This is a genomic window from Pedobacter puniceum, from assembly GCF_009674685.1.
In the GTDB taxonomy this organism is placed as follows: domain Bacteria; phylum Bacteroidota; class Bacteroidia; order Sphingobacteriales; family Sphingobacteriaceae; genus Pseudopedobacter; species Pseudopedobacter puniceum.
In genome coordinates this window covers 1,242,028-1,262,905 of sequence record NZ_WKJI01000001.1, presented here as the reverse complement: position 1 = coordinate 1,262,905, position 20,878 = coordinate 1,242,028, and the positions used below count along the sequence as shown (strand labels likewise).

Genomic DNA, 20,878 nt, shown 5'->3' with positions numbered 1-20,878 from the left:
TTTACACAATGAATAAAATATTGACTTACGTTTTAGCATGTACTTTAGGTTTAGCTGCTTGTGGCGAGGCAGAGCAAACAGAAAATAAAACTATTGAAGCTAAAGTTGTTATGCCACAACCTTTTAAAAATATGCAGAAATTGATGGTGAGGCCAGGTCTAGATTTTCATATTGTAAACTGGGGCAAAGGTGCAGATACTTTAGGTGCTGTTTTAGTTTTACGTACCGATACCTTGAAACAGGAAAATACGGCTTATAATTTAGAAATAGAAGGTAAATTTATAGAAGCTTTTAATACCGATATGGATACGGATGGTAATCCGGAAATTTTAATCTATACCACTTTAAATGATAGCGTTAAAACTGCAGAGTTATATTGCTTAGAATATAATAATGGCGAACCTAGCCGAATTAAATTCCCAGCTTTAACCAGTAAAACATCCAAATTATACCGAGGGAAAGATAATTTTTACCTCCACGAAGGTAAGCTGAGAAGAGCTTTTGATTTATATGAGAACCCTGATCCAAAAGCTAAACCAACAGGTAAAAAGCTTATAGAATACAGCATTGTAGGTAATAGCTTTGATATTACCGAAATCAAAGAAAACTAGCCTTCTTCGTCTATAAATTGTTTCTTTAAGCGTTCTAGTTCTGCAATAAGCTCGTTAAAACGTTTTTCTTCTTTTCTGATGTAAACTACTCTGATAAAGAAGGTGCATAAAGCAAACCAAGTTATAGAAAATGCCACCGCTAGCACCAAAGTTATGGTGTTTACATGGTTAAAAAACTCTATAAAATATAAGCCCAAGGCCATTCCTAAAGCAATAGTATAGATGTAATAATTTTGGGTATTTTGCTTAAATCTTTCTTTTCTAAAGCGCTCTAAATAATCTATGTGCTTTTGCGGTGTTTCTAATAACGAATCATTATTGAGCGTTTTTAAGTTCTTAATTTGGGTGTAGATATAATAAAAACAGCAAAGTTCAAAAATGAACATGGCAATATGGGTAGTCCAGGTATTAAAAGAAAGAGTAGCCCATAAATAGCCAATGGTGCAAGCTGCTAAAATCATCCAGATTAATTCTATCCAAATTTTAGCACTAAACTTACTTCTCGATTTTTTAAAACGCGTAATCAGCTCCTTATAATCAACTTTAGGAGTATTGTCGGCTTGTTCGTTCCAAATATTTAATATAGAATCAAAGTCTTTCATGCTTATTAAAAAGTTCTGTAAGCTTGTGTTTAATACGGTGAATTTTAACTCTTAAATTTCCTTCAGAAATACCAGAAATCTCAGCAATTTCTGGATACGGTACTTCATCCATCACTAAAGTAATCAAGAGTCTTTCATTTTCTTCTAGCTGGGCAATGCAACTGTAAAGTGTTTTTATTTGTTCTTGTTTTTCTGAAGTTTCTTCGGCCTTGTTTTCTATGATGTTTGGCGTTAACTCGTCCTTAGCTTGTCGTTTTTCTGTTTTAAGATAAGTTAAACAAGTGTTTACGGCTATCCGGTAAATCCAAGTAGAAATCATGGCTTGGTTTCTGAACTTATCCAGATTTTGCCAAACTTTTAAGAAAGTCTCTTGCATTAAATCATTCGCACTATCCTCATCATTGGTATAACCAAAACATAAACGATATATTTTCTTAGAATTTGCTTGAAAAATTTCCTTAAAAATTTGTTCCTTCTGAGACATTTATGTGAGTAGTTTTTTAATTGAGATAGGTTTTGGTTTTAATTGTTACAAATTAGAAGAATAATTTTGATAATTTTAAATTTTAAAAGCCAACATATTCCCCATACATGATGAATTATTTAAGATGTAAACCCAGTATTTTAGTTCTAAGTTTATTAAGTATAACTGTTGTTTCTTGCCAGCAAACTACCAAACAAGCTGGTACTGATAGTGAAAAGGATAGCCTTATAAGTATCAGTTTTAATGGTGATACTTCTAAAACTGGCATGGTATACATACCTGGTGGTACTTTTATGATGGGTGGCGACAATGAACAAGCAGATAAAGATGAATTTCCTAAACACCAAGTAACGGTTTCTGGTTTTTGGATGGATGAGCATGAGGTTACTAATGCACAGTTTGCCAAATTTGTAGAGGCTACTGGCTATATCACCACGGCCGAGCGTAAACCTAATTGGGAGGAGTTAAAAAAACAGCTTCCTCCGGGTACACCTAAACCCGATGACAGTCAGTTAGTGGCAGCGTCCTTAGTTTTTACACCAACAACATCCGAGGTAGATTTAAATGATTACAGCCAATGGTGGCGTTGGGTAGAAGGTGCTAACTGGAAACACCCAGAAGGCCCAGGGAGTGATATTAAAGGAAAAGATAATTATCCTGTAGTACACATCAGTTGGGATGATGCTATGGCTTATTGCAAATGGGCTGGAAAGCGTCTTCCAACAGAAGCCGAGTGGGAATTTGCAGCCCGTGGAGGTTTACAAAATGCTATTTATCCTTGGGGGAATGAACATATCAGTAAAGGTATAAAAGCAAACTCATGGGAAGGAAGTTTTCCTTATCAAAATCTTAAAAAAGATGGTTTTGATGGTTTAGCACCGGTAAAATCTTTCAAGCCTAATGGCTACCAATTGTATGATATGGCCGGTAATGTTTGGGAATGGTGTGCAGATTGGTATAGAAACGACTATTACGAAACCGCTAAGCAAGCAGGCGATATTACTAATCCGCAAGGCCCAACAGATAGTTACGATCCGGATGAACCTTACACACCTAAAAAAGTGGCAAGAGGTGGTTCTTTTTTGTGTAATGATAGCTATTGCTCTGGCTACCGTGTAGCAAGACGTATGAAAAGCAGCCCAGACTCTGGCTTAAGCAATATGGGCTTTAGATGTGTGAGGTAGTGTTTTTTTAGGTGGTTAGTTGGTTAGGTGGTTAGTTGGTTAGGTGTTAGTTGGTTAGGTGGTTAGTCCCTATAGCTATTGGTGGTGAGTTGGTGTATATAGCTTATGAGCAAAACACGATAGTAAATGGCTGGAATTAATACCTTCTTTTAAATTTATTGACGATTAAGGGTAGCATTTAAAAGTAAACTATTCGAAATTGATAATTAAAATGAAAAGCATAATTACAATAAGAGAATACAATACGGAAGATAAAAGCGAAGTAATTAACTTAATAAGGCTAAATATACCTAAATATTTTGCGGTTGATGAAGAGGAAGACTTTCAACGATACCTAGAAACGGAAAGGGAACTTTATTATGTTTTGTTGTATAACCAAAAAATTGTTGGCTGCGGTGGGATAAACTTTGCTAATCATCATACAATAGGAAAAATTAGTTGGGATATATTTCATCCAGATTATCAAGGGAAATCTTTAGGTACAAAATTGTTGAAGTACCGATTAGATAAACTATATTCTCTAAAAGGCATAAGGGAAATCACTGTTAGAACTTCTCAGGTTGCATATAAATTCTATGAAAAACAAGGGTTTGAGTTATTAGAAACACAAAAAGACTATTGGGCAGAAGGCTTCGATATGTATAACATGAAATATAAAAGACCTTCGTTTGAACAGCAATAAGGCAAACCATAACTACTAAGCAAACAACATCAAACCATGAAAAAACAACTATTTACGCTTTTTCTATTTCTAATAAATTCAATAGCTTTTGCTCAAGTTGATAAAAATGCTGATTTATATAAAATCATTCTTACAAAAGATAGTTTACTTTTTGATGTTGGCTTTAATACTTGTAATATTCAGCAATTTGAAAATTTGCTGAGTGATAGTTTGAAGCTTTACCATGATAAGGATGGGATTTCGAACAAAACTAAATTCCTTTACGATTTAAAAAACGGACTTTGCAAAAACCCAGAAACTAGACAGGTTAGACGTTTTTTAGTTAAAGAAAGTACTCAGATTTTTCCATTGTATAAAAATGGTATATTATATGGCGCAATTCATAATGGAGTACATATATTTTCTGAAAAAGGAGAAAGTCAAAAAGGTATTGCAAAATTTACCAATATGTGGTTGTTAGAAAACGGCAATTGGAAATTAACAACTTCCTTTAGTTTTGATCATCAAGCTTACCAAAATAAAAGGGTAGAAAAGCCTGTTTTTGTAAATGAAATAGAAGAAATTAAACAGACTTTAGAAAGTTATCCAGTTAACCCACAGGATAGCATTAGTTTTATAAATCCTGAAAAAGCTCCAGAATTTAAGGGTGGAAATGAGGGTTATCAAGCTTATATAAAGCAAAATATTAAAGTGCCAGAGGAAGTTGTAATAGGAAAGGTAAAGGGTAAGGTTGTGCTTTCTTTTATAGTAGAAAAAAATGGTAGCGTTTCTAATGTAAAAGTATTAAGAAAGCTATCTAAAGCCTGTGATGAAGAAGCTGTAAGATTAATTAAAAACTGTCCTAAATTTATCCCCGGAGAAATTTATGGTAAACCAGCTAAATTTGCTTATTCATTTGCTGTAGTGTTTGATAATATTTATGAATAAGATTGTCTAAAGCAACTGATTTTGCTTAGGTAATCAAAAATTATAGATAAATTACTTAACTACAAATGTGTTGCAATTTTATTGCTTTTATATCTTTAATATTACCTTCGTTTTCTTTTAATATTTAATAACTAATTTTATATTTAAACATCGAATAATAATAATTGGCACAAGCCTTTTACTATCTACTGTTTTGTATAATTTATTAACAAATGACTATGAAAAAATTAATACTGCTTTTCTGTTTAATTCCTTTTTTTGCTCAAGCTCAATACGATTATTTAAAATTAGAGAATACTCAGCTCGTTTTTGAAAAGGTATATGCTCTTGATTCTTTAAAAGATACTGATATTGAAAAACTACTTTCTGCAGGTGTTCCTAAGTTAAAAGATGTAACTATAGTTGAGAAATCAAACGAGTTAATCATCGCGAAAATTAAGAATAGCTATATAGATTACAGAAGATTTAGAGAGTATTGGAGAATCGCTCCTTCATATTTAGGCGATCAATTTTTTGGTGACGTTGCGATAATGTGGAAAGACGGAAAATATAAAGTGACCGTTAATAACATGTATTTTTATAGTACAACACATGGTATGATGAAGTCTACCGATATTTTTACCAGAAAACGCGGTTCAGAATTAAAAACCAATACTAATACCATTGTATCTGGTGGTTATATAGAAAGGTATTTAGCTGATTTGTTTTTAGTTAAACCTGACAAGAATAACTGGTAAGGTAGTTAAGGATTTAATTGATTTATAGAAAAATATATTAACAAATATTATTTCCATATTAAGGAATTGAAGCTTTAGAACTTCCAACTTTCCACCTTCAACTTTGAACTCTTTGCTTTAAAACCCTTATGCTAACATCATACAATAGCTTGAAAAAATAGTGCAGAAAAGCATTTGCTTTAGTTGATAGCTTTACTAATAAACCTAAAGCGTGTTAAATATTTGATTAACACCTTTTTATATTAAAAGCTATGCAAATTTTCTACAAAAGACTTTTATTAAGCTGTTTCGCATGTATGTGCTTATTAAATGGCTTTCTATTCAGTTCTAAAGTACAAGCACAAAATAAAACTACACAAGCCACTTGGATATGGTATCCCGGAGATTTTGAAGTTTGGTTAAGCAACCAAATGCAAAACAGAAGAACAGAGCGTGGTACTTTCTTTCCACCGTTCTGGCGTATGGATAGTCATTATGTTTTGGTAGAATTTCATAAAGAATTTAATCTTACGCAGCCCGAAGAAATAGAGCTTTTTACAGAAGGACAATACAATGTAAAGCTGAACGGGAAAATGCTTTCTGGTTATCCTAAAAAATTACAATTAGCAGCCGGAAAGCAGAAAATCAATATCAAAGTTTATGCACAGGATAAAGTTCCGGCTATTTACATCAATGGAAAAACTGTAAAAACTGACGCTTCTTGGTTAGCAACTTTTGAGGATAAAGAATGGATAGATGAAACAGGAAAAGCTTCTGATGCTTCTGGTACAACCTATGTAAATGCAGGGACATGGAATTTCAATTTGCCCAATCAAAAACCTTCAACTTTTAAGCTAAGTATTAAACCTAAATATGCTATTAAAACAGATGTTAAAGGTGCTTCCAGATTGATAGATTTTGGAGAGGAAACTTTCGGATTTATCAAACTACATGGTTTAAAAGGAAATGGGCAGTTAAGAATTTATTATGGCGAGTCTAAAGAAGAAGCTTTAAGTTCGCAAAAATGCGAAACCTTTGATTTTGTAGATGTTAACCTGACTAAAGCTCAGGATTCTACCTTGCAACTCTCTAAAGCTTTCAGATATGTACAGGTAGAAACAGATGCAGCGGTAAAGCTTGATTCGGTTTCTATGTTGTACGAGTATTTGCCTGTTAAAGACAGAGGTACTTTCACTTCTTCTGATGCCGAACTTAATAAAATATGGCAAGTTTCTAAATACACCATGGAACTTACCACACGTGAGTTTTTTATTGATGGCATTAAGCGTGACCGATGGATGTGGAGTGGAGATGCTTACCAAAGCTATTTAATGAACTATTATTTAGGTTTTGATGAAGCCAGCGTAAGAAGAACCATTTTGGCTTTAAGAGGTAAAGACCCCGTTACTAGCCATATCAATACCATTATGGATTATACCTTTTATTGGTTCTTAAGCATTCAAGATTATTACCAATACACTGGAGATAAGCAATTTATCAACTTAGTTTATCCTAAAATGAAAAGCTTAATGGATTTTTGCTTACAGCGTAGAAACCAAAACGGCTTTATGCAAGGTCTTTCCGGCGATTGGATTTTTATTGACTGGGCAGATGGTTTAAGCAAACAAGGTGAAGTAAGTTTTGAGCAATTGCTTTTATGCAGAAGTTTAGAAACCATCGCTTTATGTGCAGATTTAGCAGCCGATGATAAGGCATCAGCATATTATAAAAATGAAGCAATGCAGCTTAAAACCAAGTTTTTCAATAGCTATTGGAACGCGGATAAACAAGCTATTGTACACAGCAGGATAGATGGCAAGCAAACAGAAAATGTAACCCGCTATGCTAATATGTTTGCTATTTTCTTTGATTACTTAAACGCTCAACAAAAAGAAGGGGTAAAGAAGAATGTCTTGCTAAATGATAAAATCCAGAAAATCATGACGCCTTATATGCGTTTTTACGAGCTTGAAGCTTTATGTGCTATGGGCGAGCATGATTATGTGATGAAAGAGATGAAAAACTATTGGGGCGGCATGCTAAAATTAGGCGCTACCTCATTTTGGGAAGAGTATAATCCTAGTAAAAAAGATACAGAGCATTATGCCATGTACGGCCGAGAGTTTGGTAAAAGCCTTTGCCACTCTTGGGGTGCTAGTCCGGTTTACCTTTTAGGCAAGTATTATTTAGGTGTAAAACCCTTAACAGCTGGTTATCAGCAATATTTGGTAGAACCGCATCTGGGCGGCTTACAATGGATGCAAGGTACAGTACCTACACCAAATGGCGATATCAGTTTATACTGTTCAACATCAGAAATTAAAATTAAGGCAGATAGCGGTACAGGAACACTACGTCTGAAAAGTAAAACCAAACCTCAAGCAAAAGGCATCAGCGTTAAGCAAATTGGGCAAAACTATTACGAATTAAGCATCCCATCCAACAAAGAATATATCATTAAATACAAATTATAATCTAGCATGCATTCCATTAAAAGCTATGCTGTTTTTACAGCTAAAGCTAAACTAGAAAAGCCCATAGCAGATGCTACACACACTTTAACAGAGATTTCTTTTATCGTTTTACGTATCCGTCTTAAAGATGGTACCATTGGCGAGTCGTATTTGTTGAGCTTTCAATACAACCCTCAAGCCATTATTGGAGCTTTAAAAGATGCCGGTGAACTGCTTTTAGGAGAAAAGGTTTTTGATACCGTAAAGGTATTTGATAAACTAAACCATGCCAACGAATATTTTGGTATGGAGGGCTTAAACCGTTGGGCACAAGGCGCTTTTAATATTGCCATGTGGGATGCCTGGGCTAAAATATTAGGTCAGCCAGTTTGGAAAGTTTTAGGAGCATCTAAAAGACAAATTCCAATTTATGGTAGTGGCGGTTGGATTTCTTACAGCCCCGATGAATTGATTGATGAAGTTACCCAATACAAAAACAGAGGTTTTAAAGCCGTTAAAATAAAAGTAGGTAAACCCGATTGGAAAGAAGATTTAGAACGCTTAAGATTGGTTAGAGAAGCCGTTGGTAACGAAATCAATATCATGATGGATGCCAACCAAGGGATGAATGTAGCCAATGCTTTACAACTAGCACAAGCCGCTAAAAACCTGCATATCAATTGGTTTGAAGAGCCAATTTTACATGATGATTATCAAGGTTTTGAGTTGTTGAGAAATCAAGCAGGTATTTCTATTGCTATGGGAGAGCGTGAGTACTCTTTAACACCTTTAAGAGAACTTTTACAAAGAAATGCCATTGATATTTGGCAGCCAGATATTTTAAGATTAGGTGGGGTAGAAGCTTGGAGAAATAGTGCTGCACTTGCGGCAAGTTTTAATGTAAGCGTTTTGCCACATTATTATAAAGATTACGATATCCCTTTACTATGTACCATTTCTAATGGGGCTGGCGCCGAGTCTTTCGATTGGATAGACACGCTTATTGATCATCCTTTAGAGATAAAAGACGGCATGGCTACACCGCATAACACGCCAGGATGGGGCTTCAAATTTAAAGACGAGTACTTAAGACAGGTATAAAAATCAAAAATGAATTATCAAAAACATATTATATGCCGTAAGCTTATTAAGCGAGTTTCTTTAGCTTTTGGCTTGTCTGCTTTTGCTTTTTATCAAGCGCAAGCGCAAACAGTTGATGGTTTGCCAGCTACTGTTCCGCCTGTGCCGGGTATCTTTAATGCAGAACCTTGGGAGCAGCCAGAAATTACCAGTATCAACCGCGATGCTGCTAGGGCTACTGCTTATTCTTATGCTAGCGAGGCCGATGCTTTAGAAGGGAAAAGAGAAAAATCCAGAATGTTGCTACTTAACGGCGAATGGGATTTTAAATTTGCTTTTAAACCTGCCGATGCTCCTCAGGATTTTTATAAACAAAGGGTTAAAAACTGGGATAAAATAGAAGTTCCATCAAACTGGGAACTAAAAGGTTATGATATCCCGATTTATAAAAGTGCGGTTTATCCATTTCGTCCGGTAGACCCGCCACGTGTGCCTAGAGATTATAATGCTGTAGGCTCTTTCCAAAAGACTTTCACCTTACCACAACATTGGCAAGACATGAATATTACCTTGCATTTTGGTGGGGTAAGTTCTGCTTTTAAAGTGTGGCTAAATGGTAAATTTTTAGGTTATGCCGAGGATAGTTGTCTGCCATCAGAATTTAATGCAACACCTTATTTGCAAAGTGGAGAGAATATCATTTCAGTACAAGTTATCCGCTGGAGCGATGGTGCTTATCTGGAAGATCAAGACCATTGGAGAATGAGCGGTATACAACGCGAGGTGATGCTTCTGGCAGAGCCTAAAATACGCATTGCGGATTTTCATTATCAGGTTAAACTTGATAAAAACTACCAAGATGCTAAATTTAGCTTAAGACCGCGTTTAGATAATTTTACCGGTGTTGCCCCTGATGGTTATATCGTAAAAGCACAATTATACAATCAGCAAAAGCAGCCTGTATTTAGCAAAGCTTTAGAGCGCAGTGCCGAGTCTATCATTAACGAATCTTACCCACGCTTAGATAACGTGAAATTTGGTTTGCTAGAAGCCGAAGTTAAAAATCCATTGAAATGGAGTGATGAAAAGCCTAATTTATACACTTTAGTGATTTCTTTGCTTGATAAAAATGGTAAGCTCTTAGAGGCTAAAAGTTGTAAAGTAGGTTTCAGAAGTGTAGAGTTTTCTAAGACAAATAGCAAATTGCTTATTAATGGTAAAGAAACCTTGTTATATGGGGTAAACCGTCATGACCACGACCCAAGAAGAGGTAAAGCGCTTACGCGTGATGATATTAAAAGGGATGTTTTACAATTGAAACAGTTTAATTTTAATGCCATCAGAACAAGCCACTATCCAAACGACCCTTATTTTTACGAATTGTGTGATGAGTATGGCATCTTAGTGATGGATGAAGCCAATTACGAAACTCATGGTTTGGGCGGTAAATTGGCCAATGACCCAGCTTGGGCAGCTGCACATTTAGAACGTGTTACCAGAATGGCTTACCGCGATAAAAATCATCCTTCAATCATCATCTGGAGTTTAGGAAATGAAGCTGGCAGAGGCCCAAGTACCGCTGCTATGGCTGCCTGGCTGCATGATTTTGATATTACCAGACCAGTGCATTACGAACCTGCTATGGGTAGCCATGCGGAGGAAGGTTATATAGAACTTGGCGACCCACGTTATCCTAAAACTAACGACCATTCGCACCGATTACAAAACCCAGTGGATCAATATTATGTAGATATGGTCAGCAGGTTTTATCCGGGAGTTTATACCCCAGAGCTTTTGCTTAATCAGCAAAACGGAGACAAAAGACCAATACTTTTTGTAGAATACTCGCACTCTATGGGGAATTCTACTGGTAACATGAAAGAGTTTTGGGATATTTTTAGAAGTCAGCCACGCTTAATAGGTGGTTTTATTTGGGATTTTAAAGACCAAGCTTTATATAAAAAGGATTCTACCGGACTTGAGTTCTTAGCCTATGGTGGAGATTTTGGAGAGAAAAGTCATAGCGGAAACTTTAGTTTAAACGGCATTGTTGATGCTACCGGAAGACCAAAAGCTGCTATTTACGAATGTAAAAGAATTTACCAACCTGTAGAAACAGCCTTAATTGATGCTGAAAAAGGTGTTTTAAGAATTCAAAACCGTCATGCTAGTAAATCATTAGCGGGTTATAACATCCATCTCATCATCAGAGAAGATGGAGAAATTATCCTGAATAAACCTTTGCCAATTTTAAATCTTGAAGCAGGAAAAGAAACAGAAATCAGCATTGCGAAATATTTGCCCAATTTTAAAGCGGGCAGCGAGTATTTGGCTGATATACATTTTACCCTCGCTAAAGATGAGCTTTGGGCTAAAAAAGGTCATGAAATAGCTTCCAATCAATTTGCTTTAACAGGATTGGCCGAGCATAAAAAATATAAAAGAAATTATGCCAATATTATTGTTAAAGAAAACTCAGAAGCGTTTGAACTGCATGGTAAAACGTTCATAGCTAAATTTAATAAAGCTAATGGGGCTTTAGTTTCTTATGTGATAGCAGGTAAAGAACAAATTTTCCAAGCTTTACTACCAGATTTTACTCGCCCACAAACCGACAACGACCGTCGTGGTTGGAAACCAACAAAAAAACTTAAACCTTGGTATGATAGCGAAATTAAATTAACAGCTATCAGTTTAGACCAAAGCCTAGCTAACAACATTAAAATCAAAAGCTCTTATACCCTAATTCAAGATAGTGCCCGTGTAAATGTTCAGTATAGCATTAATGGTGATGGGGTAATTAAAGTAGATTATGCCTTAGAAGCTCATCCGGCTTTGCCAAATATTCCTAAAATTGGTATGAAAACAGCAATCGCTCGTGATTATAGCCAAATCAAATGGTATGGCCGTGGCGAATTAGAAAATTATGTTGATAGACGCTATGGTTTTGATGCAGCCATTTATAGTCAGCCTTTAGTTCAATTTATGGAGCCTTATGTATATCCACAAGAAAACGGCAACAGAACAGATGTTCGTTGGATGTTCCTCAATAACAATAAGGGGCAAGGCTTAATGGTTGTGGCCGATAGTTTACTAAGCATGAGCGCTTGGCCTTTTACAGAGAAAAATATATCAGAAACCAAACATTGGCATAAGCTAAAAGACGCTGGTTTTATCACCTTAAATATCGATTTGATACAAATGGGTGTAGGTGGTAATGATACCTGGTCTGATGTTTCTCAGCCTTTAGCACAATATCAAAACAAGGCTAAAAATTATCATTATAGCTTTTACTTATATCCAACAACAGCATTAAAAGAAAAAGAAGGCGCTTTAGCCAAGAAGTTGATTTTTTAGCTCATCCTCAAGAAATTTAAGAAATAAACATGTCCACTAAGAAAATATTAAAAGGAATAACTTGGAACCATAGTAGAGGCTTTACATCTGTTGTAGCCACAGCCCAACGTTTTACAGAACTTTATCCCGATGTAGATATCATTTGGGAAAAACGTTCTTTACAACAGTTTGCAGATATGTCTATCCAACAGCTGGCAGAAAAATACGATTTATTGGTGATCGACCATCCATGGGCGGGCTTTGCTGCGGGTACAAAATCTATCCTTCCTTTAGATGATTATTTGCCAGCTGCCTTCATCAAAGACCAAGAGGAAAATTCGGTTGGCCGCTCTCACGAAAGCTATAATTTTAATGACAAGCAATGGGCTTTAGCTATAGATGCAGCAACTCCCGTAGCGTCAAGCAGACCAGATTTATTAGCGCAGCAAGGTTTAAGCTTGCCTAAAACTTTTAATGATGTTTTGGCTTTAGCCGATAAAGGTTTGGTAGCTTTTGCACTTATTCCTATTGATGTTTTGATGGCTTTTTATGGTTTTTGTGCAACGCTAGGTGAAAACCCATGCTTACAAGACGATGTTGTAATTAGCGCAGAAACTGGTACGAAGGCTCTACAATTATTTAAAAGCTTAAGCGATAGGATAGACCGTTCTTTCTTTGATAAAAACCCTATTCAGGTTTATGAAACCATGGTAAATACCAATCAAATAGCTTATTGTCCTTTTGCTTATGGTTATTCTAACTATTCAAGAAATGGTTATGCAGCCAACTTACTTCATTTTCATGATACAGTAAGTTTAGAAGATTATGGTCATTTAATTACTTCTTTAGGTGGTACGGGCTTGGCTGTTTCATCATCATCAAAATACATCCATGAAGCGGTTAAATATGCCGAGTTTACAGCTCAACCAAATACACAAGAATTTTTATTTTTTGATAATGGAGGGCAGCCTGGGCATTTAAAAGCTTGGGAAAGTGAGCATACCAACAATGCATCTCATCAATATTTTAAAAATACCTTGCCAACCTTACAAAGGGCTTATTTAAGGCCACGTTACCAAGGGCATATGTATTTTCAAGACCATGCTGGTGATATTGTTAGAAATTATTTGTTAAACGGTGGCAATGAAAAAGCTGTTTTAGGAGCTTTAAACGAGTTATATATCCAATCTAAAAATCTAGAGAAGGCTTAATATGAAACCACTAGAAGGCTTATTGGTGTTAGAATTTGCACAGTTTATGGCAGCGCCATCGGCTGGTTTAAAACTGGCCGATTTAGGTGCTCGTGTCATCAAAATAGAACGCCCCGTAAAAGGCGAGGCGGGTAGGCAAATTGCTATTAAGAATCTATTTATAGATGGTGATAGCTTAGTTTTTCATACCATTAACCGTAATAAAGAGTCTTACGCCGCCGATTTGAAAAATCCTGAAGATTTAGAGCGCATCAAAAAGCTTATTCAGCAGGCAGATATCATTACCCATAACTTTCGTCCGGGAGTGATGGAGAAAATAGGTTTAGATTATGAGCAGGTAAAAAAGCTTAATTCTAAAGTTATCTACGCCATAGTAACGGGTTACGGCAATAAAGGTCCTTGGGCAAACAAACCGGGGCAAGATTTATTAATCCAGTCTTTATCAGGTTTAACCTGGCTTTCTGGTACAAAACAAAAAGGCCCTGTTCCCTTTGGTTTAGCTGTCGCCGATATGGTTTGTGGTGCTCATTTATGCCAAGGTATTTTGGCCGCTTTAATCAGAAGAGCTAAAACCCAAACAGGTGCTTTGGTAGAAGTTAGCCTGATGGAATCTATCCTAGATGTGCAATTTGAAGTTTTAACCAGTTATTTAAATGACGGAGGAAAACTCCCTGATAGAAGCTCGGTTAAAGGAAATGGACACGCCTATTTGAGCGCTCCTTACGGGATATACCAAACTGCTGATAGCTACATTACTTTAGCTATGGGTAATTTATGGCATTTAGGAGAGGTTTTAGGTGTAGATTTATCAGCTTACAGCAAAAAAGAAGATTGGTTTACTAAGCGAGATGAAATCAATACTTTAATAGCCCAGCAGCTCATTAAAAAAGAAACCGATGCTTGGATATTCATCCTTGAAGAGCAAAAAATATGGTGTTCTAAGGTTTATAATTATCAGGAAATTCTAAACCACGAAGCTTATAAGATTCTGGATATGCAGCAACAGCTAGATTTGCCAGATGGCACACCATTAACCAGCACCAGAAGTCCTATTCAAATCAATCGTCAAAAATTATTTTCAGCAAAAGCAGCTCCTAAAGCTGGTGCGCATACAGTAGCTATAAATCAGGAATTTAACTTATGATGCCTTTAAAAGATTATTTAGTTGTAGACTTTAGTCAGTTTCTTTCTGGTCCGTCAGCAAGTTTGCGCTTGGCCGATTTAGGTGCTCGGGTTATTAAAATAGAACGACCAGAAACAGGAGATATTTGCAGGCATTTATATACTTCCAACGTTATTTTAAACGGAGAATCTTCTGTTTTTCATGCTATTAACAGAAATAAAGAAAGCTTTGCTGTAGATATTAAAGATGAAAAAGACCGCGAGTGGATTTGGAAATTAATACGCAAAGCCGATGTGGTGATGCATAATTTCAGACCTGGCGTTATGGAAAGACTAGGTTTTGATTATGAAAGCGTAAAAGCCCAAAACCCGCAGGTGGTTTATGGTGAAATATCGGGTTACGGTACCGATGGCATTTGGAAAGGTAACCCGGGACAAGATTTACTTCTACAATCTTTAAGTGGTTTAACTTGGTTAAGTGGCGATGCTGATGATGGTCCTGTTCCTATGGGTTTATCTATCATAGATATGCTGGCAGGGGCAAACTTAGCAAATGGTTTATTGGCTTGTTTGGTAAAGAAGGCTATAAGTGGTATGGGGGCTTTGGTACAGGTAAGTATGCTAGAAACCGCTTTTGATTTCCAGTTTGAAGCTATTACTACTTTTAACAGAGATGGCGGACAGTTACCACAAAGAACAGCTAGTAACAATGCTCATGCTTATTTAGGCGCTCCTTACGGGATATATCAAACCCAAAACGGATGGTTAGCTTTAGCTATGGGGCAAATACCAGTTTTAGGTAATTTATTAAGCTGCGATGCCTTGCTAGCCTATCAAGAAACTGCAGAGGCTTTTGATAAGAGAGATGAAATAAAAGCGGTTTTAGCCTCGCATTTGAAGACAGATACAACAGAAAAATGGCTATCTGTACTAGAGCCAGCAGATATTTGGTGTGCAGATGTTTTAACCTGGGATAAGTTAATGGCCCATGATGGTTTTAAAGCTTTAGAGATGCTGCAAGAGGTTACCATGTTAGATGGTTTCTCTTATAAAACCACGCGTTGCCCTATTCGTATGGATGGTCAGCTATTAACATCAGCGAAAGCGTCACCTGCATTAGGGCAAGATAATGCTAAGATTATAAAAGAGTTATCAAATGAGTAATACAAACAAGTTTAGGTTTGCGGTAAGAAAGTTTGAACCTTTTGAGCGCAGTATGCAAAAGATTTGGGAAAGCTTTTGCGTAGCAACAGGTTGTAAGCTTGAGGCCGAGTTTATAGCAATGGACTTACCCGAATTGCATCATGAATTAATCACTAATGAAGGCTTAAAAAATGGAAACTGGGATTCAGCACATTTAGTAACCGATTGGTTATTAGAAGCCTATACAGCTAATGCTATAGCAGATATTAAACCTGCTCTAAATAAGCAAGAGCTTGCTGTATGGAGTAACTCTTTATTAGATATTCAACAGTTTGATGGTAAATTATTGGGTTTGCCTTTTCATGATGGACCTGAGTGCTTAATATATCGTAAAGATTTATTTGAATCTCCGCAAGAGCAGCAAAAGTTTAAAGACTTGTATGGTAAGGATTTAAAAGTGCCCCTAAGCTGGGATGATTTTATAGAAATAGCCGAATTTTTTCAAAGACCTGAGGATAATTTATACGGTACTGTGATAGCAGCTTTTCCTGATGGGCATAATACCGTTTTTGATTTTTGTTTACAGCTATGGAGCCGAGGAGGTGAATTGCTTGACGCAGATGGAAATATCCAAATTAACACCCCAGAAGCTGCTGATGGTTTAATATTTTATAGAGATTTATTAAAGAATCATCAAGCTATACATCCACAATCAGCGCAATATGAATCTGTACAAGCAGGTGAGGCTTTTGCCCGTGGCGAGGTAGCCATGATGGTGAATTGGTTTGGCTTTGCGGCTGTTTGTGAAGTTTCAGAAAGCTCAAAAGTTAAAGGTAAGGTTGATGTAGCAGGCTTACCCAAAGTTGGCAACGGTGAAGCTTGTTCTTTAAATGTGTATTGGATGTATGCCGTGGGTACAGGAAGTAAACACCAGGATATAGCATTGGCTTTTGTGAAGTATGCAACCCAAGCTCAGCAAGATAAATTACTCACTTTAGAAGGGGGTATTGGCTGTAGAAAATCTACCTGGCAAGATGCTGATGTTAATCGTATCATTCCTTATTATCATAAGTTAGAAGAGTTGCATAAACATGCTAAAACGTTGCCACAAAGCAAGCATTGGTCTGCCATTGCAAACTTAATAGATGAGTTGGTTGTGAAAGCATGTTCAACTACCAGTGATGTAAAAGTTTTACTAGAAGATACTCAGCATAAAATAAATACAATCAATATTTTATAGTTTTTTAATTAAATAAAATATTTAATAGATATGGATATTCAATATCATCCTATATTACCTCAAAAAAAGTTGCCCATCATTATGATTGGTGCAGGCGGAATTGTAAAAGATGCCCATTTACCTGCCTATAAAAAAGCAGGTTTTGAGGTTGTAGGAATTACCAATCGTACCAGGGAAAGAGCGGCGCAGGTAGCGCAAGATTTTCATATTCCTAATGTTTATGATTCTGTTGCTGATGCAGTAGCTAAAGCGCCTTCAAATGCGGTTTATGATATTACAACCATGCCCGAAAGTTATATCAGTATCTTAGAACAATTGCCAGACGGTAGCGCTGTTCTGATACAAAAGCCTATGGGCGATGATATCCAGCAAACACAAGATATCCTAGAAGTTTGTAGAAAGAAGAATTTGGTAGCGGCCATCAACTGCCAGTTGCGTTTTGCACCTTATGTAAGTGCAGCCAGATATCTTATAGAAAAAGGTTTCTTAGGCGATTTATACGATATGGAGGTCAGGGTAACCGTAGAAACACCTTGGGAGTTATTTCCGCATGTGATGGTGCACCCACGTTTAGAAATCCAATACCATAGTATTCATTATATAGATTTAATGCGCTCTTTTTTAGGTAACCCAAAAGGTGTTTTAGCTAAAACTTTAAAACATCCTGCAAAGAAGTTATCCTCATCTCGTTCTACCATTATTTTGGATTATGGCGATACGTTACACTCAGTTATCAATACCAACCACGATCATGCTTTTGGCCCGCATCATCAAGAAAGCTTTATTAAATGGGAAGGTACTAAAGGAGCTATAAAAGCTAAAATGGGTTTGTTAATGGATTATCCTAATGGTGTACCCGATGTTTTTGAATATTGCTTATTAGAAGACGAAAAAGCACCAGAATGGAAAAGTATCAATTTAGAAGGTTCTTGGTTTCCCGATGCTTTTATTGGTACCATGTCTAGCCTCATGCGCTATAAAAACGGAGAAACTAAGGTTTTACCCACTAGCGTAGAAGACGTTTTCCAAACCATGATGCTGGTAGAGAAAGCTTATGAAGTGAGTTTAAAGTAAAGAGTCCGATGACCGAGGACCGATGACCGCTGTCTGAGGTGGATAGTGAAAAGTCCGATGACCGCTGTCTAAAGCACTTATTGTCTAACAAACTAACAACTAACCACCTAACAAACTAACCAACTAATACCTAACCACCTAACAACTAAATATGTATTTTAAGTCGATTTTTTTTGAGGATTACCAATTAGAAGAGAAAAGAGTAACCTTAGGTAGAACCATTACCGAGACAGATTTTGTAGTTCATGCAGGGCATACCGGAGATTTTTTTCCGCACCATATGGATGCAGAATGGTGTAAGACACAGCCTTTTAAGCAGCGTATTGCGCATGGTACCATGATATTTAGCATTGGTATTGGCTTAACAGCTTCGGAAATAAACCCTGAGGCGATGTCTAAAGGTTATGATAGGTTAAGATTTATTAAGCCTGTTTTTATTGGCGATACCATCCATTCAGAAATTACCATTTCTGCCAAATCTGATGCTAAAAAGCCCGAATATGGTAACGTTACAGAACATGTAGAGGTTATTAATCAACATGGCGAGGTAGTTTTGGTGTGTGATCATATCTTATTGGTAAAAAGAAAATCTGTTTGATATGAATACGAACTCAGTAAATCAGTCATCGGTATTAAGCCAAAGTGAAGGATCAAAACAAAACTATGTATTGCCTTTTATCTTAATAGTGTGTTTGTTTTTTTTATGGGGGATGGCTCATAATTTGGATTCTATCTTGATTCCGCACTTAAAAAAAGCTTGTCAGCTAAATAACAGACAGTCTACTTTAATAGATACCTCTATTTTTTTAGCTTATTTTTTAATGGCTATTCCAGCCGGAATGATGCTCAGAAAATTTGGCTATAAAGCCAGTATGATTATAGGTTTATTGGTATTTGCAATGGGAGCATTTTTGTTTATTCCGGCTGCAAATACGCTATCATACAGTATTTTCTTAATTGCTTTGTTTATTATTGGTTGCGGTTTAACCGTTTTAGAAACAGCAGCAAACCCTTATGCCGCCATCTTAGGTAAGCCAGAAGGGGCAACAACCCGATTAAACTTAGCTGCATCATTTAACGGGTTGGCAGCTATGGTAGCGCCTATTATTGGCGCAAACTTTATATTATCTGGAAAAGAATATACAGCAGCGCAGCTAGCGGATATGCCAAAGAGCGAAAAAATGAGCTATTTATTTTCTGAAGCAGCAGCAGTTAAAACTCCTTATTTGGTATTAGGTATCATCGTAATTTTGGTTGCTGTTTTGTTTTATTTTATCCATTTCCCAGAAATAAAGCCAAGTAAAGAAGAAAAAGCCAAAACCGGATTTTTTGCAGTCCTAAAACATCGCCATTTAAGATGGGCGGTTATAGCACAATTCTTTTATGTAGGTGCGCAAGTATGTGTAACCAGCTTTTTTATCAGAATGGCGCAGCAAGGCGCTGGTTTAGATGAAAAATCAGCAGCTTACTATTTAACCATTTATGGCTTCTTATTTATGGCTGGTAGGTTTGTAGGTACTTTCTTTTTAAAATATACTACACCACGTAAATTATTGTCCTTATATGCGGTTTTAGCAGCGCTGATGTGTTTGTTAGCTGTTACTACGCAAGGTATTTTCGTGATTTACGCTTTAGGAATCATTGGTTTTTTAATGTCTATTATGTTTCCAACCATTTTTTCTTTAGGTATTACCAATCTTGGAGAAGAAACAAAACCCGGTTCATCTTGGCTTATAATGTCTATTGTTGGTGGTGCTATTTTGCCTTATTTAATGGGTACAGTAATAGATTATAATGGAGATAATATACAAATAGGTTATCTTATTCCTTTCTTTTGCTTTATCATCATCTTATTTTTTGGATGGAAGCGAAGCGAAGTGGGCGTTAAAAGTTGAGAGTTAAAAGTGATGAGTTGTTAGTTTTAAAATCATCGTTAAAACTAACAACTCATTTTTTATATATATCATCCGCTTAGTCACCTAACTCCCCGTAGCTATCAGAACTAATCACCTAAGTATCTAATACCCCCAACCAACTAATTAACTACATAATATAACCGCTAAATAAGCAGGCATACCAATGGTAATATTTACAGGGAAGGTTACGGCTAAAGCCATTGGGATGAAAATACCTGGGTTGGCTTTAGGTACAGCAATTTTCATGGCAGCTGGTACAGCTATATAAGAAGCACTGGCAGCTAAAACAGCCATAATAAATCTATCACCAGGTTCATGGGTAATGATTCTACTTAAGTAAGCTACAATTAATCCATTTACTAAAGGTGTTACTGTAGCAAAAACCACAGTAAATTTACCGCTGTTTAAGAAATCTTGTAGCTTTTTACCGCTAACAATTCCCATATCAAGTAAGAATATTGCTAGAAAACCTTTAAAAATATCGGTAGTAAAAGGTTTAATACCCATGGCTTGCTCATCACTTGCCAAAAGTCCAATGATTAAACTTCCTAAAATAAGCAGTACACTACCGTTAGTAAAAGAGTGTTTAATAATTTGGCTGAGGCTTTGTTGCGGTTTCATAGGGTCGTTTTTAGCAAAAATCCTTATCAAAATAACACCTATAATAATAGCAGGAGCTTCCATAAGCGCCATCACAGCAACCATATGTCCATTAAAGCCTATATTTTGTATTTCTAAGAAAGAAACTGCTGTAACAAAAGTAACAGCACTTACCGAGCCATAAGCAGCAGCAATTGCCCCAGCATTGTAAACAGAAAGCTTTTTCTTGAGAATAAAAAAGGTGTAAAAAGGTATGGCAGTGGCTGTGCATATACCAAAAATGATGGCATAAATAATCGACATGGAAAACTCGCTATGAGCTAATTCTTGTCCGCCTTTAAAACCAATAGAGAATAATAAATAAAGAGAAATAAATTTTGATGTTTGGTCTGGTATTGCTAAATCGCTTTTAAGTCTTACAGCTATTATACCAAGAATAAAAAATAAAAGAGCAGGATTTGTTAAATTGTCAATTAAAAGATGAAGATCCATTAGTT

18 protein-coding genes are annotated in these 20,878 nt (G+C 36.2%); 15 read left to right on the top strand and 3 right to left on the bottom strand.

Annotated features, from left to right (window positions below; all coding sequences use genetic code 11):
• Positions 1–8 precede the first annotated feature (8 nt).
• Positions 9–611: a hypothetical protein gene (locus GJJ64_RS05700; RefSeq protein WP_154286742.1), complete on the top strand. Its 603-nt coding sequence runs from the start codon at positions 9–11 to the stop codon at positions 609–611.
• Here the strand turns inward: GJJ64_RS05700 and GJJ64_RS05695 are convergent.
• Together GJJ64_RS05695 and GJJ64_RS05690 are read right to left on the bottom strand one after the other, a co-directional pair.
• Positions 608–1,213 (bottom strand): hypothetical protein, encoded by a 606-nt coding sequence (locus GJJ64_RS05695; RefSeq protein ID WP_154286741.1) that lies wholly within the window; start codon positions 1,211–1,213, stop codon positions 608–610. The genes GJJ64_RS05700 and GJJ64_RS05695 overlap by 4 nt on opposite strands.
• Positions 1,200–1,697 carry an RNA polymerase sigma factor gene (locus tag GJJ64_RS05690; protein ID WP_039454513.1) on the bottom strand — a complete coding sequence of 166 codons (498 nt, stop codon included), beginning with the start codon at positions 1,695–1,697 and terminating at the stop codon, positions 1,200–1,202. The genes GJJ64_RS05695 and GJJ64_RS05690 overlap by 14 nt, the downstream gene beginning before the upstream one ends.
• 107 nt (positions 1,698–1,804) lie before the next feature.
• Here GJJ64_RS05690 and GJJ64_RS05685 point away from each other — a divergent pair, with 107 nt between their 5' ends.
• From GJJ64_RS05685 to fucP, 14 genes are all read left to right on the top strand, one after another.
• A complete protein-coding gene (locus GJJ64_RS05685) occupies positions 1,805–2,881 on the top strand; it encodes a formylglycine-generating enzyme family protein (RefSeq protein ID WP_154286740.1) in 1,077 nt (358 codons plus the stop codon).
• A gap of 211 nt (positions 2,882–3,092) precedes the next feature.
• The gene (locus tag GJJ64_RS05680) at positions 3,093–3,563 is read left to right on the top strand and encodes a GNAT family N-acetyltransferase (protein ID WP_154286739.1); all 471 of its coding nucleotides are present in this window, start codon (positions 3,093–3,095) and stop codon (positions 3,561–3,563) included.
• A gap of 36 nt (positions 3,564–3,599) precedes the next feature.
• Positions 3,600–4,490, top strand: coding sequence for a TonB family protein (locus tag GJJ64_RS05675; RefSeq protein ID WP_154286738.1), 891 nt, complete (start codon positions 3,600–3,602; stop codon positions 4,488–4,490).
• A 212-nt stretch (positions 4,491–4,702) separates the two neighbouring features.
• Positions 4,703–5,227, top strand: coding sequence for a hypothetical protein (locus tag GJJ64_RS05670; protein WP_195759231.1), 525 nt, complete (start codon positions 4,703–4,705; stop codon positions 5,225–5,227).
• A 251-nt stretch (positions 5,228–5,478) separates the two neighbouring features.
• Positions 5,479–7,680, top strand: a complete 2,202-nt coding sequence (locus GJJ64_RS05665) for an alpha-L-rhamnosidase-related protein (protein WP_154286736.1) — start codon at positions 5,479–5,481, stop codon at positions 7,678–7,680.
• 6 nt (positions 7,681–7,686) lie between these two features.
• On the top strand, positions 7,687–8,760 hold the full coding sequence (locus GJJ64_RS05660; RefSeq protein WP_154286735.1) for a mandelate racemase/muconate lactonizing enzyme family protein: 1,074 nt from the start codon (positions 7,687–7,689) through the stop codon (positions 8,758–8,760).
• A 9-nt stretch (positions 8,761–8,769) separates the two neighbouring features.
• Entirely contained in the window at positions 8,770–12,096 is a 3,327-nt protein-coding gene (locus GJJ64_RS05655) for a glycoside hydrolase family 2 TIM barrel-domain containing protein (RefSeq protein WP_154286734.1), read from the top strand.
• Positions 12,097–12,125: 29 nt separating this feature from the next.
• Complete coding sequence (locus tag GJJ64_RS05650; RefSeq protein WP_154286733.1) at positions 12,126–13,286, top strand: ABC transporter substrate-binding protein; 1,161 nt, start codon at positions 12,126–12,128, stop codon at positions 13,284–13,286.
• A 1-nt stretch (position 13,287) separates the two neighbouring features.
• Complete coding sequence (locus GJJ64_RS05645; protein ID WP_154286732.1) at positions 13,288–14,430, top strand: CaiB/BaiF CoA transferase family protein; 1,143 nt, start codon at positions 13,288–13,290, stop codon at positions 14,428–14,430.
• A complete protein-coding gene (locus tag GJJ64_RS05640) occupies positions 14,427–15,572 on the top strand; it encodes a CaiB/BaiF CoA transferase family protein (RefSeq protein WP_154286731.1) in 1,146 nt (381 codons plus the stop codon). The genes GJJ64_RS05645 and GJJ64_RS05640 overlap by 4 nt, the downstream gene beginning before the upstream one ends.
• Positions 15,565–16,791 (top strand): extracellular solute-binding protein, encoded by a 1,227-nt coding sequence (locus tag GJJ64_RS05635; RefSeq protein ID WP_154286730.1) that lies wholly within the window; start codon positions 15,565–15,567, stop codon positions 16,789–16,791. The genes GJJ64_RS05640 and GJJ64_RS05635 overlap by 8 nt, the downstream gene beginning before the upstream one ends.
• A 30-nt stretch (positions 16,792–16,821) precedes the next feature.
• Complete coding sequence (locus GJJ64_RS05630; RefSeq protein ID WP_154286729.1) at positions 16,822–17,865, top strand: Gfo/Idh/MocA family protein; 1,044 nt, start codon at positions 16,822–16,824, stop codon at positions 17,863–17,865.
• A 151-nt stretch (positions 17,866–18,016) separates the two neighbouring features.
• A complete protein-coding gene (locus GJJ64_RS05625; protein WP_154286728.1) occupies positions 18,017–18,463 on the top strand; it encodes a MaoC/PaaZ C-terminal domain-containing protein in 447 nt (148 codons plus the stop codon).
• 1 nt (position 18,464) lies between these two features.
• Entirely contained in the window at positions 18,465–19,760 is a 1,296-nt protein-coding gene (gene fucP, locus GJJ64_RS05620; RefSeq protein WP_154286727.1) for an L-fucose:H+ symporter permease, read from the top strand.
• Between the two features lie 144 nt (positions 19,761–19,904).
• Here the strand turns inward: fucP and GJJ64_RS05615 are convergent, their stop codons facing one another.
• Entirely contained in the window at positions 19,905–20,873 is a 969-nt protein-coding gene (locus GJJ64_RS05615; protein ID WP_154286726.1) for a sodium-dependent bicarbonate transport family permease, read from the bottom strand.
• Positions 20,874–20,878: the final 5 nt, after the last annotated feature.

Excerpts from the sequence above, each read along its gene's own strand:
- GJJ64_RS05665 (WP_154286736.1), top strand. The coding sequence starts at position 5,479 with ATGCAAATTTTCTACAAAAGACTTTTATTAAGCTGTTTCGCATGTATG.
- GJJ64_RS05645 (WP_154286732.1), top strand. The coding sequence starts at position 13,288 with ATGAAACCACTAGAAGGCTTATTGGTGTTAGAATTTGCACAGTTTATG.
- GJJ64_RS05670 (WP_195759231.1), top strand. The coding sequence starts at position 4,703 with ATGACTATGAAAAAATTAATACTGCTTTTCTGTTTAATTCCTTTTTTT.
- GJJ64_RS05685 (WP_154286740.1), top strand. The coding sequence starts at position 1,805 with ATGATGAATTATTTAAGATGTAAACCCAGTATTTTAGTTCTAAGTTTA.
- GJJ64_RS05650 (WP_154286733.1), top strand. The coding sequence starts at position 12,126 with ATGTCCACTAAGAAAATATTAAAAGGAATAACTTGGAACCATAGTAGA.
- GJJ64_RS05660 (WP_154286735.1), top strand. The coding sequence starts at position 7,687 with ATGCATTCCATTAAAAGCTATGCTGTTTTTACAGCTAAAGCTAAACTA.
- GJJ64_RS05640 (WP_154286731.1), top strand. The coding sequence starts at position 14,427 with ATGATGCCTTTAAAAGATTATTTAGTTGTAGACTTTAGTCAGTTTCTT.
- GJJ64_RS05635 (WP_154286730.1), top strand. The coding sequence starts at position 15,565 with ATGAGTAATACAAACAAGTTTAGGTTTGCGGTAAGAAAGTTTGAACCT.
- GJJ64_RS05625 (WP_154286728.1), top strand. The coding sequence starts at position 18,017 with ATGTATTTTAAGTCGATTTTTTTTGAGGATTACCAATTAGAAGAGAAA.
- GJJ64_RS05630 (WP_154286729.1), top strand. The coding sequence starts at position 16,822 with ATGGATATTCAATATCATCCTATATTACCTCAAAAAAAGTTGCCCATC.
- GJJ64_RS05655 (WP_154286734.1), top strand. The coding sequence starts at position 8,770 with ATGAATTATCAAAAACATATTATATGCCGTAAGCTTATTAAGCGAGTT.
- GJJ64_RS05695 (WP_154286741.1), bottom strand. The coding sequence starts at position 1,213 with ATGAAAGACTTTGATTCTATATTAAATATTTGGAACGAACAAGCCGAC.
- GJJ64_RS05615 (WP_154286726.1), bottom strand. The coding sequence starts at position 20,873 with ATGGATCTTCATCTTTTAATTGACAATTTAACAAATCCTGCTCTTTTA.
- fucP (WP_154286727.1), top strand. The coding sequence starts at position 18,465 with ATGAATACGAACTCAGTAAATCAGTCATCGGTATTAAGCCAAAGTGAA.
- GJJ64_RS05675 (WP_154286738.1), top strand. The coding sequence starts at position 3,600 with ATGAAAAAACAACTATTTACGCTTTTTCTATTTCTAATAAATTCAATA.
- GJJ64_RS05690 (WP_039454513.1), bottom strand. The coding sequence starts at position 1,697 with ATGTCTCAGAAGGAACAAATTTTTAAGGAAATTTTTCAAGCAAATTCT.
- GJJ64_RS05700 (WP_154286742.1), top strand. The coding sequence starts at position 9 with ATGAATAAAATATTGACTTACGTTTTAGCATGTACTTTAGGTTTAGCT.
- GJJ64_RS05680 (WP_154286739.1), top strand. The coding sequence starts at position 3,093 with ATGAAAAGCATAATTACAATAAGAGAATACAATACGGAAGATAAAAGC.